The following is a 12,603-nucleotide window of genomic DNA, read 5'->3' on the forward strand; positions in this document are numbered from 1 at the left end:
GGAGGTCACATGGAAGATCAGATCCTGGAAAACGGGAATGGTTCCGTTCAGGGCGCTACTTGTGTATAAGAGTCAGATGCCAAGGTTTTCGTGTTTGAGGCACTACGCACTGCGCAAATGACGCGGCGGCCAAATGCCAAGCAAGATGAAGCAGGGCATTTCTTGCCGAATAAAGCCAAACAAAAGGCAGGGCTAAATAAAGCCATTTTGCATTCCGGTTGGCACATGCTAGAAAGTTTCACCAAGTACAAAGCCTACCAAGCAGGAAAGGCGTTTTTTAAAATATCCGCTTCTTACACCAGTCAGGAATGTGCCGTGTGCGGCTACATTCACCCCGCTAACCGCATATCACAGAGTCTTTTTGTGTGCGGCAAGTGCGGCAATACTGACAATGCAGATCACAACGCATCTCTGGTAATAAAAAAGCGGGCTATTACGTTAATTTTGGACTCTGGAACGGAGTTATCAGCAGCGGATGTGTTAACAGCCGCCGCCGATATTGGGCGTGGAGGGAAACGTAAGGCTGGCAGGGTCAAAAGCTCAGTCAGCAGCTCCCAGCGAAGCGTCAAAAAAGAAAAGGGTGCGACTGCTGGTTGCGCTCTTGGAAGCTCGCTGCTTTAGCTGCGAGTAGTTCACGAGCCACACGAGCACAGCGCCTATCAGCAAGAACCCGCAGATTATGCCAGCCCTTTGGCCGAATCGGCAGCCGTTTCAGAAATCGGCTCTACGAACCCCTCTAGCTCTCCGTTCTTATCGTACACAGGGATCTTCATTCATCACCTCACTGCGTTCAGTTGATAGCTCAGGCGTTGGCCTCACCCTTACCGGCGTCGCGGGTGAACCTTGCTAACAGCGCCATCGCATGGCTTTCGCCTTTGAAGTGGCCCTTGTTGGCGAGCGTCACATAGAGCAGCAATTCGACGGCGCGGCAGGCGAACGGCGGCGGGGGTTGGTAACCTCTTTCCCATTTGGAATACGTGTTGCAGGCAACGCCGAGCAGATCGGCCATTTGATGTTGGCTCAACTTCTGATCTGGCCGCAGGTGGGCGATGAAGAGTCGCACCTGGAGGAAATCATTGGCGTTGAGCGGGGATGGTTTGCCCTCTATCCATGGGGTGGCGTGGGGGGCGCGGGCTGTCACGGCAGTTACCGGAAGGCGGCGAAGCTGGGGGTCGGCTTGCCAGCGTCCTTGGTGGACGCCGAGACGGATGTGCGGGCCAGCATCGCCGGGATCGGCATGGTGGGCACGGCTCGCTCGTCACTCAGGGCGGCGAACTGCACCGGCTCAGCCGGTTGCGTGAACTGCACCCGGGCGGGGGTGAAGCCGTACTGCTTCTTGAGGCGGTTGTAGTGGCCCAGGAATCGCTGCAAGTAGACGCTGCGCTTGCTCGGGGTGACGGAGTGATAGTCGCCCACCCCCTCCCAGATGACCCCGCCCCGGTTGCGGATCTTGGATTTGAGGAACCAGGTACCCACCATGATGTTCACGCACGGGTTGTAGGTGATGTGCCGCCAGGTGAGGAACGGGTACTCCTTGTTGATGATCTTGAGGTTGATGGTGTTGATCTGCATCGGCCCCAGATCGAATGAGCCGTTGGTGTTGCGCGACATGGTCCCTACCTGTCCTCCCTCCACTTTGAGGATGGAGCGGATCACCAGCTCCGGTACGCCGTAGGTGCGCGAGGCGGTAGCCACACACTGAGAAACGACAGGCTCGGGAATGGGGTAGGGGGGCGGGGCAACGGCGGGCATCGGTCATTCTCCCTGATTGATAGTGTCAACTGGGTACATTTTAAAGTCCGGCGAGGCGATGATCACGCTGTTCTCATTGAGCACAATGCCGTTGTTGGCCCGTAACCGCTCAATGAGGATGCGCTGCGCCTCGACAGGGTCTTTGGCCGTCATCGCCTTGGCGGCGATCTCCTCTGGCGTGCTGTAGTAGATCATCGGGGCGTCCTTGATCTCGTAGTAGGACATCGTGAACAGCTTGAACCCAAGCAGCACCGCTGCCCCCAGGTTGATCACGCACAGCGTTACCAGCACCGGCACCAGTTTTGACTCCTTGGTGGCGGGGGCGGGGGCGGAGGCCTCCGGTGAAGACTCGGGCCCAGCGAACGGGTGGGGGCTGAACATATCGGGCTCGAAGTCATCCTCCGGCTTCTCTTGCTCAACCACCTTATCCTTCTGCTCATCCTCCTTCCCAATGGTCGACGGCTCTGGCTGTCCTGCGGGGACATCACCATGGGCGTTAAACGGCGGCAATTCACGATCGTTGCTCATAGACTCACTCCACTACCGGCAAGCTCATGCCTTTTTCGAGGAAAAAGGTCACGGGGGTACCGGGGCTGATCTCGATGACCGGCCATTGTTGTTCGGCGATGGAGATGGCGTACTGGGCCAGACGGTCTGCACCACCCGAGAGACCACCCATCGCACCGGACTTGCCAACATCGGTCATGTCGGGTGTTTGGAAGGTGGTTGTTTCACCCGGATTCTGGTCGAGCGTCGGGATGGCCTGGGGCTTTGTCGCTTCGGCCACAGCTGACAAGAACGACGCACCGAAGGTGGCGATCAGCGCCTTGCCTGCACGGGACACCACTGTACCTCGGATCCCGTTACGACCGTCGTAGTCCGACACCGCATAGCCGATCATCCCCGTTTCCAGCGACTCGCCCCGCTCGTTGATACAGCTCATAGTCACCGAGCGGATATAGACACGTTCAGAGGCCAGATCCCCGGTCACAGATCCAATCACAAAGCAGTCTGCGAGATCCGCATTGTAGGAGTTGGGCATCAGCACATCGAGCTTGACCCGGATGGTGGTGGGCAGGGGGGACGCATTCTTACTCAACGCGGTAGGCGCGTCCACGCCATTCAGCATCACGCCTGAAATGATGGAACCAGCAGGGATGTAGGTTTTGGCTTTCTGCTTAACCATGTCCCGCTTTTTCTTTTCAATTTCAGGGTTCTTCGGGTTTTTTTCGATGGCCGCCTGTTGTGCAGAGCTCGGCTTCACCTTTCCGCTGGGATCGCGTTCGACGTACTGGACGACAATGGGCGTCTCCTCAACTTCACCGGTCTTCTTGATGTTGGTGATGGAGGTCTGGCTGACCGTGCGGATCATACCGTTGGTTTCGCGTCCGCGTGCCCGAGAGACGTTCTGGTACTGCGGGGTGAGGGCCGCGCCGGGGCCTTGCACGACAGGGCCAGATCCGCCATTTTCGCCGGTCACGCCGGTTTCTCTGGCCCGAGTAATGCGCGGGTCATTGATGTTGGCATTGATCTGCTGGTTGTTGCGGGTCAGGACGCTGATCACCTGGTTCTGATCGGCCACCTGGCGCTGCAACTCGGTCATCTTCTGCAAGACCTTATCCAGGTCTTTCTTCTGGCCTTCACTCATGCGCTGGGTGTCGCGCTTGATGTTCATCAGCTCCTTCTTCTGCTGGTCGTAGGTGGCTTGGGCCATGTCGGTGTCCACCTTCTCCAGTGCGCCGGTATCGAACACATTCGACTCGACTAGATCACGGCGAACCTTCTTGGCGACGGGGGCCTCTTCATTCCAGTTCAGCGCCGTTTGTGCAACGGCCAGCACAGTGATGAAGGTCACCCCCATCAGGCCCATCCGTACCGGCTTTTTCTTCAATAATTCCTGAATTCGGCTCATCTGGTGCCCCTCACTTGACGGCGGATGTGGTTGGCATGAATGGTTTTCCACCTGCAACCTGGCGATAGCCATTCAAGCCAAAGGTGCCGTTGTTATCCAAGCGGGGTCGGGTCTGCATCTGTTGCTGCTTCTTGGACCAGTTCTTGTCCCGCACGATATAGACCTCCGTGCTGGCACCTGGTCGCAAGGCTGCCGCATCCATCACGCCGACGGCCAAGGCGTCCCGGCTCAGGCACATTTCCTCTTTGATGTTCGATTCATAGGTCGTGTTATTACTCACCAAGACCACATCAATGTACTCACGGGCCCCGACCATCCTCTGTCCGAGTTTGTTGGTGAGCCCCTGGAACTTGCAGGGCACCTTGTAACCTCTGGGCACTTCGGAGAGGTCATCGGCCAGCGTGAAACCGGCGGGCACCTGGCCTAATGCCGTGGTACGCAGGATCTCTTTGATGCGTTCGGTGTGACGGTCAGAACGCACGATCTCTTCTTCCTCCGAGATCGCCTTATCGACCATCTCGGCCTCGCGGTTCTTGCGCTGGTACTGATAGGCGTCGTTGAGCATGTCGCCTGACATCGGAATGCGGACCTTCACCAGTGCCGGGGGGACATCGACTGGCACAGCGGTCAGGTTGATGGCGCTGTTGGGGACACCCTGCTCCATCAGGATGAGACCCACGGCTTCTGATTTGTTGATGGTCAGGTAGAGCACGCCGCCATCGACTTCCAGCACGGCGGCCTCGTCGGAGGTTTTGACGGACACGTTTTTAAAATTGGTCTCGATCCGGTTCATCAGCCCGAGCGAAACGGGCACCATGACGTTGCCAGACGGGCGCACAGTCAGGGTTTGCGTCGGTGAGTATTTGGACTTCACCATTTCCGCCCAAACGTCATTGGCGCTTTCCCCGAGCTCAAGGTTCTGCGGGGAGTTTGACGATGGACTCACCTTGCCCTGCTCCCGTTGCGTCATTTGCAGCAACAGCTTTTGTTCTTCCGGCATGGCGGGCACGTTGACCGGCAGGGGAGTAGAAGTCGGCGTGCCCAGGCTATCGGAGATGATCCCGCCCACGGTCTGAACCGGATTATCTGCGGCGAGCTTTTCCGGGTGGGCGACTTCCAAGGGCAGCGGGCTCTCTGCGTGAGCCAGCGAACCCAGCAGCAGCGCGATGGTTAGAGAAAGGGGGGCGATACGCATCAATGCTGCTCCTTAGTGGGCTTGGCTTGCTGAACTTTACTGCTCGATTTCTTGGGTGGCTCGATCACCATCCCTTCTTCTGTCACGCCGTTCGCCCGATCAAAGCGCGGCAGACCATCGTACTGGTCGATGTGGGTGACCACGGGCATCCCCAACTCGTTGAGCCTGATGATGAACTCGAACGTCCAGCGGCGGCGATCTGCGGAGTCTTCGGTGGCGGAGGTGGCTTGTTTATTCGAGGAGGCGAGCTGCGTGGTCTTGTAGCCCCAGACCCAGACCATGCGGGTACTGGCTTCGTACTTGAGATCCTGCACCTCAAAACTCTGGGTGAGGTTGGACATACGCATCATGTCGACAATCCGGCGGATGTCACGCTCCTTCTCCAGCTGTAGGTTGGTGGAGAGCATGGCGACCACCTGTTTACTGACAAACTCGACGTTGCGCGGGTTGATGTTGCCGATCATGTGGGCCAGATACAGGGCCCAGCTTTCCTGCCACTCCTTGTTGGGCAGGCCGTCTTCGATACGAATTTCACCGGTGAGGACGGGGGGTTTGATCACCACGGTCGGCTTTTGGTTCAGCTGTGACCACAAGCTCATCATCAGCAGCAGCACCAGGCCTACGTTGGAGACCAGCAGGAAGTTGGTCTTGACCATCGCGGCTGACCAGGAGGTGTGGGAGCCGTGCTCACGGTCCTCGCCGGACAGGGTGTAGGAACGAGGGGCGAAAGGTACGTCGGGCTCTACGGTGAGGGTGGCAGCCCCCCCAGCGGCATCAGGGCCGACAGTCGGTTCGTCGCGCTCCTGCTTCTGGCTTGGCATCTTCCGATTGAACAAAGCTTTGAAAAAATTGCCGATGGGGTCTGACATATGACATCCAAAGTTGGCTATGAAACTGTCCTGTCAGGATAGCTAACTGCGGATTACAGTCAACGATAAAATGCCGCTAACTATCCTATTGGGTTATGTTCTGACGCTCACGAATCAAGTTGAGCGATAAAGTTCTCAACATCATCGACGTTGATTGGGCGTCGCGGGAGAAGGCTGGTGCCTGCTCCAGCCTGAGTCGTGCCCTTGCCCAGATCGCCGCAACCGCGCAGCCGAAGGTCTGCCATGGCTACGTCATAGCCTTGGGTGCAACTGGTCAGGATCGCCATCCGCTTGAGAGTGGTGGGAGACGCCGGGGTAGGCAGGTAGAGGTCAAAATAGCCATGGCCACCGGCCCGCACGAGGCGGCCCCGCAGTTGGTGCAACTGGACGGCACCGAGGCGGTCGGCGTGATAGACGATCACATGGTTAAGTCCATAGAGCGAGATGCCGGTCTCGACAATGCTGGTGGCGATGAGGATGTGGGCCTCGCGGCTCTTCATGGCCTCCAGTGCGGCTTCGTTCTCTTCCGCTTCCCGCCCGCCAGTGGCATACACGATTTGAGGTGTGAACCCCAAGCTGGCGCTCATTCGTGCCTGGATACTCTCGAAGCTCTTGACCACTCGCTCGACGCTTGCCTGCTCAGTCTCCTCCGTGGACTTCGGCGATTTTTTGCCTTTGGCCGGGGCCTCCTCCTTGCGGGGACACACCACCATCACCTGACCGCCGCCCGCAATTGTTCGCATGACCCGCTCCATCATCTGACGGCGATGCTCAGCGGTGAACACCTGGGTGTCGATCTGACGCTCAACGGGGGCCTGAGTGAGGCGGAAGATCTTAATAGACGAGCCCCAGCGGGCCAGCGCCATCGTGCGGCAGATGGGGGTAGCGGTGCTCTCGACAATGTGGTGGGCGGACATCCGTTCACGCTGCTCCACGCTGAACTTCTGCTGCTCGTCGACCACCAGGAGATCCCACGGCTGTTGCCAGCTCTGGAACAGCAGGCCGGTGGTGCCAACCCATAGCCGGGTCTTGTCGTTTTCTACCTCCCCCTCACGCTCGTCATCGAGCACAGCGGGACCAAGCTCGGGCATCAGGGACATGAACAGGGCGTGCATCTGATTGACCAAGATGCGGCTGGGCAACATGACAGCCACCCGCCCGCCGCCACGCACCACCGCAGCGGCCATCAAACTGATGCAGTAACTTTTTCCCGTTCCGACATCACCCAGCAAAAGGGACTGAGAGGGGGTGGTCTGCTGACACGCAGCCAAGATCTGAGAAGAGACCAAGATCTGCTCTCCGGTGAGCGGGAAGGGTACTCGCGATGGGATGCCCTCAAACCCGCCGTTGGGTAGCGGTGGCACTTGCCGGGGTGGTAGCTGCTCGGTCGCCTTGAGGCGGTAGGCCAGCACATAGGCGGCGAGTCGCTCAAGGATCTTGATGCAGGCCTCTCCCTGTCGCACGGAGGTCGGCCAATGCACGGCGCGGATCAGCTGCTCGAAGTTCCAGGTGCGACAGCCGATCGCTGCCCGCATAGGGCCCGATGGGATGTCAGCTACCTTGGCGCGTAACCATTGCAGGGATGGGGGGGTGCAGGGGCCAATCTGTGAGGCCATCAATGAGAACACCCCTTCCCGGGTCACCCGGCCCTTGAGCGCGGGATAGACCGGCACGACCCGGCCTATCAGGGCAACGGGCTCCAGGTTGGTGCGATTGAGGTAGCAGCGCCCGACGTAGTCGCCCGTCACCTCACCGGAAAACGCAGCGTGCGCCTGGTGGGGGATCTCGGCCACTTGCTCGGCGGTGCCGAACAGCGACAGGGAGAGGCTGTTCCCGTTGGCGTCGAACAGCTGAACGCAATAGCGCGGCTTCGGGCCACTCGCCCATCCCTGATGAACACAATGTCCCTGAACCACAACCATCTTGCCGATGAACTGGTTCAGCTGGCTGAAATCGTCAACGACCAGGGAGAGATCCCTGTAGGACGCTGGAAGCAGCAAGGGCAGCTCGTGTTGCTCCACACCGAGGATTTCCCAAGGGGCGAGTTTTGCGCTCATGCTCTAAACTCCTTTATTTCAGAATTGTGTGATTATATCCTATCAGCACAGTTAAAAGTAAATATGGAGATGTAAAATGAGTGTGATCGGCAAGGCTCACACCCGCACGTTGCTCTACCGAACCTGTTTTGAGTGGAATGCCGCATTGGGCTGGTACCTGGCCACCTTCATCATGGTGGGGATCCTCTCAAGCTCCTGGCTGGAACTGTCACGGGAGGCGAGGTGGGTCTATCTCGGGGTGCTGGCCTATTCGGTGTTGGCCGGTTGCAAGAACATGATCGCAGCCATACCCATCCTCAAGGCACAAGCGCGGTTGTTCGTGACAGGCATGATCTTCATCACCCCCAGCGAGTTGCGGCTGCACAACCACGTAGGCAAGAAGAAGGGGCGCGAACTCATCAGCAATGACGACAATCGGGAAACGTTGCTGGGATACGGGTTTGACTGGGGCCCTGAGCACACCAACATGTCCTATCAGCTGATGAACATGGACAGCAAGCGCAGCCAGATAGTGATGCCGCTGCCAGTGCGCTGGTATGTGCAGCAACACGAGGCCGAGACCCGCAAGATGGGTGGGGCCGCGTGGATCTACAACCTGGGGGAAAATGCGCTGCAACGGGTGCGGGCCGACAACTGGTACGGCCATACCCTGATCACCGGCAACGTCGGCTCAGGGAAAACGACGCTGCTGCGGTTATTGTCCTGCGGGGCCATCCACTGCGGCAACGTGGTGTTGGCGGTGGACCCCAAGAACGACCAGGACTGGCGCGATGCCATGAAGGCGGAATGTGAAGCGTTGGGCATCCCTTTCTATTCATTTCACCCCAGCCGCCCCTCTACCTCTGTGGCCATCGACCCCCTGCGAAATTACAACCGGGATACCGAGATAGCGTCACGGATCGCTGGGATTGTGTCCGACCCCTCCAAGTCAGACCCGTTTAGAGACTTTTCCTGGTACGCCATCTATCGCACCACCATTTTCTGCCGTTACGTCGGTGAGCGGCCTACGCTGGTGCGCCTGAAAAACTACCTCATCACCCAACGGGCCATCCTGTTTGAGAAGGTGCTTAATCGCTACTACCAGCTGCATTTGGGTGCCGAGTGGTGGGATCAGATTGGCGATGAAGTGGATGAACTCGGTGAGGGCGACAAACTTACCGGCATGGTGCGCTACTACGAGGAGCAGATGATGCAGCAGGTACCGGAGATCGCCTGCGATGAAGTCTGCGCGGCGTTTCGGCACCCATATGAGCACTATCAGAAAATGACGACCAGCTTGCTGCCGCTGATGTCGAACCTCACGGCGGCCCCGCTCGATGTGCTGTTGTCCCCCGAGTACGACACGGAATCTGGCCGCGAGATCATTGATCTCAAGTCGCTGTTTGATACCGGCGGGGTCTTGCATATCGCCATCGACTCCCTCTCCGATACCCAGACCGCGCAAAAGCTGGTGCAACTGCTGGTGGCCGATGCCGCCGGTATTGCGGGCTCGCGTTATAACACCGAGGGCGCGGATCACTCGTTGAAAAACATGAGGCGGGTGTCGCTCTTCTTTGACGAGGCCCACGCCGCACTGTGCGAGCAGCTGCTCTCCCTGCTCGCGCAAGGCCGAGCTGCCAAGCTCGAAATGACCATCGTGACGCAGACCATCCCTGACCTTGTCTCCAAGGCCACCGAGGCGGTCGCAGATCGGGTCATTGGCCTTTGCAACAACTGGATCACCACCCGTATCAGCGATCCGACCACGCAGATGAAGATGGCGGCAAACTTCTCGAAGGTGGACGTTGAGCAACGGTCGGTGAGTCTGTCTCAGCGTACCGACACCGTCGATAGCGTCGATAAGTTCGCTGGTGGCTACTCGGAAAGTCTCAGCACGGTCGAGCGAGAGGGGTTCCCAAGCAACCTGTTGGGCGACCTTCCCAAGCTCCAGTGCGTGGCCCGCTTTGCTGATGGCCGCAAAATGCTGCTCAAGATCCCCGTCGTCGTGAAGGAGCCGGGCAAATGATCTTTACCGAAGATAGGCAAGACGTTGGCCAGAAGGACACTTTTGGTGACTTGGTGCGGTTACTGGCGTTCCTGGTGGTCTGCTTCCTCCCATTCCTGCAAGAGCGCGCGCAGTACCAATACACCATTGAGCGGGAGGTGCTGGCCAACCAGGAGGTGATGACTAGCCCCGGCTATGGCACGGCGCAAGGCGTCGCCAAGGGGTTCTACAACGTGGTCATGACCGATCTTGGGGTCTATCGCTTCCTGCATGTGACCCTCGTCAACACCAAAACACCCTCGGACAAATTCGAGGAGTTCTGGGCCAAGTTCCTCATCGTGTCGGAGCGCATCGTCGATAACGTGCCGCTGCTCGTCTACCAGATAGGCTGGCGCTTGGGCGTGGTGGGGTACTGGATCCTCTACTTCATCCCGTTCTTCGGGGCGAACATCTATAGCGGTGTGCAGCACTGGAAGCTCTCTTTGGCGCAGGCCTCAGGGGCCAAAATCGAACGCTTCAAGGTGTACCGAACCGTTGTTCGCTACTCGCTGTTTGCCTTCGTGCTCTACCTGTTGATCCCCAGTGCTGGGGCGGCTACTGCCGCCAAATACCTCGTGCCGGGCGGCCTGTTCGTCTGCGCGGTCATGATCAACAAGATGGTCAGCGCGTACCACAAGATGGTGTAACGAAAAAAATTGCAGCATTTTCGAAACAGGGTATTGACTCGACAAATTAACTGTAACTATCCTACCAGCGTTGTTTGAACCATCCAGTATGTAAGGAAACATATGCAAACCTCAATCGCTCTGCCTCAAGTACCAGCTCAAAACACCTCCATGTTCAAATACGCCGTACTGCTGGCGATTGTCGTGGCCCTCGTCTTCTCCCTGGCTCACGCCGGTGCAGATACCACCGCTGTCGATGATGTCTGGGACCAGCTCTCCGGCTGGGCTAAAGGCGCTCCTGGTAAGATCATCGCCCTGTTGTCCTTCATGTCCGCCATCTGGTTCGGCATCGTAAAACCCAACTACACCAACGCGATTGGCTCCATCATCTTCTGCTTGATGATGGCCAACGCGACCGACATCATCGAAAACTTCCTGGCAATGTCCCTGTAAGTTTCTGTCCTCGCCAGACATTGATGTGTTGTGTAAAGCCCCGACATTCGGGGCTTTTCTCGTTTATGGAGACCAGAAATCATGAGTGAAGGCCCGTATCGCGTTCCGTTTCGCCAGAACCACCCGACGATGATCATGGGGGTGGAGGCACCGAAGCTGGTGGGCTCGGTGATTTTGTGGGTGGGCATGTCGATCCTGGGATTAAACACCATCGGGATTGGGGTGGCCGTGGCCTACTGGATTTTCTACAACCGTACTCAACGGGAAGGAGGGATGAAGGGTGGGGTGCTGCACGTTCTGTGGCGGCAAGGGCTGTGGATGGATGGGAAAAAATCAAAATACAATCCGACCGATCCAGACCTTTACAGCTAATGTAAAATGTCTTAATGTATCCCAAGCGGACAATATGAGGTGTTTTATGAAAAAGAGCATAATCGCACTGACCATCCTGGCCTCGCTGCTTACTGGCTGTGCCAGTGATGCCGAAAAGATGGCCCAAGACCAGCTGGCGCTGGAACAGGCTCGCCGCGACGGAGCCGCCGAAGCGCGGGCGCAACTCACTGCCCAGATGGAAGAGGAGATGGCTGAGGTGGTGCCGAGCTGGTACCTCGATCCGCCCAAGATGGATGGCACCGGCGTGTACGGCGTGGGTACTGCCCACACCAAAGATCTGGGCTTCGCCGTGCGCAAGGCCAAGCTCGTCGCGATCTATGAAGCCGCCAAGGTGTTCAAGATGGAGATGTCCGGTCAAGAGCGTTCCATGACCCGTGATGCGGGTGATGAGGGGGAGGTGGCTGATCGCACTGAGTTGCTGATCGACGCGCTGGTGGCCCGGGTGCCTGTTAGCGGCTACGACATCGTCAAAACGAACGTGAAGCCCTATGAGGGGCAGTTCCACGCCTACGTCTTGGCCAAGATCCCGTTTGACGAGTTCAACTCGGTGATGAAGAACAACAAGGACGAGCTCAAGGGCGAATTTGACGGTGCATTCCAAGCACTTGAGGCCCGCCTGAACGAGCGTGAAGCGCGTGCCCAAGCGAGCACAGTGACCCCCACCCAACCGGGGGGCAAGCCTGCTGAGTTGGCCAGCCCGCTCCCGAACGGTGGAGCAGCTGCCGCGCCGCAAACGCCCGCACAGGCAAACGCGGAAATCGCCTCCATGGTTGCCGGTGACCTAAAAAATTGATGGGAGTCAGCCATCAGGCATTCGGTATCTGTTTGGCCGCAATAGCGGTAAACGCGGGCTATCTCGACATGTCGATGTGGTTTGCGTTGCCGCTGGCCAGCGCGGGATCGCTTTTTCCTGATGTTGACAGTCACCACTCAAAGCTTGGGCGGCGCATCTACCCCGTGTCGGCTCTGATCAACCAGCTGGTGGGTCACCGCACCTTCTTTCATTCACTGATAGCCTGGGGATTAACGACGGCAGGCTTCTACTACCTCAACACCCTCTGGCCGGATCTGCCGCAGCAGTTGTGGGCGGCACTTTCCCTCGGGCACCTCAGCCACCTCGTAGGTGATATGGCCTTTGGGGGGGGTGTCCAGCTTTTCTGGCCCTATAAGCGGCGGATTAAAGTCATACCCAGTAGGTGGTCAGTCGGGGGGCTCCACGAGTTCGCTTTTCTGTGCATCTTCCTTGCGACCACTGCCTTTGCCACCGGCTTTCACCTTTAATGTTTTCCTCGCGTGACAAATAAGTAACAAATCCATGATCCG

Annotated in this window: 14 protein-coding genes; 7 read left to right on the top strand and 7 right to left on the bottom strand. The window is 58.0% G+C overall.

The annotated features are described in order from the left end of the window. Nucleotides 1–90: 90 nt before the first annotated feature. On the top strand, nt 91–621 hold the full coding sequence (locus PG892_RS10210; protein WP_270825385.1) for a transposase: 531 nt from the start codon (nt 91–93) through the stop codon (nt 619–621). Nucleotides 622–802: 181 nt separating this feature from the next. Here PG892_RS10210 and PG892_RS10215 read toward each other — a convergent pair whose 3' ends face one another. From PG892_RS10215 to PG892_RS10245, 7 genes are all read right to left on the bottom strand, one after another. After that, complete coding sequence (locus tag PG892_RS10215) at nt 803–1,141, bottom strand: helix-turn-helix transcriptional regulator (protein WP_148248225.1); 339 nt, start codon at nt 1,139–1,141, stop codon at nt 803–805. A gap of 5 nt (nt 1,142–1,146) precedes the next feature. Further along, nucleotides 1,147–1,752 (bottom strand): lytic transglycosylase domain-containing protein, encoded by a 606-nt coding sequence (locus PG892_RS10220; protein ID WP_101617466.1) that lies wholly within the window; start codon nt 1,750–1,752, stop codon nt 1,147–1,149. A gap of 3 nt (nt 1,753–1,755) precedes the next feature. Beyond that, complete coding sequence (locus PG892_RS10225; protein ID WP_202155003.1) at nt 1,756–2,280, bottom strand: hypothetical protein; 525 nt, start codon at nt 2,278–2,280, stop codon at nt 1,756–1,758. Between the two features lie 4 nt (nt 2,281–2,284). Beyond that, complete coding sequence (locus PG892_RS10230; protein WP_160836968.1) at nt 2,285–3,664, bottom strand: TrbI/VirB10 family protein; 1,380 nt, start codon at nt 3,662–3,664, stop codon at nt 2,285–2,287. A gap of 10 nt (nt 3,665–3,674) precedes the next feature. Next, complete coding sequence (locus PG892_RS10235; RefSeq protein ID WP_160836966.1) at nt 3,675–4,859, bottom strand: TraK domain-containing protein; 1,185 nt, start codon at nt 4,857–4,859, stop codon at nt 3,675–3,677. Continuing rightward, entirely contained in the window at nt 4,859–5,680 is an 822-nt protein-coding gene (locus PG892_RS10240; protein WP_160836964.1) for a TraE/TraK family type IV conjugative transfer system protein, read from the bottom strand. Before PG892_RS10240 ends, PG892_RS10235 begins: the two co-directional genes overlap by 1 nt. A 155-nt stretch (nt 5,681–5,835) precedes the next feature. Continuing rightward, on the bottom strand, nt 5,836–7,785 hold the full coding sequence (locus PG892_RS10245) for a helicase-related protein (protein ID WP_263685324.1): 1,950 nt from the start codon (nt 7,783–7,785) through the stop codon (nt 5,836–5,838). Nucleotides 7,786–7,861: 76 nt separating this feature from the next. Here PG892_RS10245 and traD point away from each other — a divergent pair, with 76 nt between their 5' ends. From traD to PG892_RS10275, 6 genes are all read left to right on the top strand, one after another. Continuing rightward, the gene (gene traD, locus PG892_RS10250; RefSeq protein ID WP_101617478.1) at nt 7,862–9,790 is read left to right on the top strand and encodes a conjugative transfer system coupling protein TraD; all 1,929 of its coding nucleotides are present in this window, start codon (nt 7,862–7,864) and stop codon (nt 9,788–9,790) included. Continuing rightward, nucleotides 9,787–10,455: a DUF4400 domain-containing protein gene (locus PG892_RS10255; protein WP_101617480.1), complete on the top strand. Its 669-nt coding sequence runs from the start codon at nt 9,787–9,789 to the stop codon at nt 10,453–10,455. The genes traD and PG892_RS10255 overlap by 4 nt, the downstream gene beginning before the upstream one ends. A 102-nt stretch (nt 10,456–10,557) precedes the next feature. After that, nucleotides 10,558–10,887, top strand: coding sequence for a pili assembly chaperone (locus PG892_RS10260; RefSeq protein ID WP_109422315.1), 330 nt, complete (start codon nt 10,558–10,560; stop codon nt 10,885–10,887). 81 nt (nt 10,888–10,968) lie between these two features. After that, a complete protein-coding gene (locus PG892_RS10265) occupies nt 10,969–11,259 on the top strand; it encodes a hypothetical protein (protein ID WP_101617485.1) in 291 nt (96 codons plus the stop codon). Between the two features lie 46 nt (nt 11,260–11,305). Further along, complete coding sequence (locus PG892_RS10270) at nt 11,306–12,073, top strand: hypothetical protein (RefSeq protein ID WP_202154996.1); 768 nt, start codon at nt 11,306–11,308, stop codon at nt 12,071–12,073. Then, the gene (locus tag PG892_RS10275) at nt 12,073–12,561 is read left to right on the top strand and encodes a metal-dependent hydrolase (RefSeq protein WP_101617489.1); all 489 of its coding nucleotides are present in this window, start codon (nt 12,073–12,075) and stop codon (nt 12,559–12,561) included. Before PG892_RS10270 ends, PG892_RS10275 begins: the two co-directional genes overlap by 1 nt. The last annotated feature ends 42 nt before the right edge of the window (nt 12,562–12,603 follow it).

The sequence above is a fragment of the Aeromonas sp. QDB68 genome, assembly GCF_027707405.1.
Classification (GTDB): Bacteria; Pseudomonadota; Gammaproteobacteria; order Enterobacterales; family Aeromonadaceae; genus Aeromonas; species Aeromonas caviae.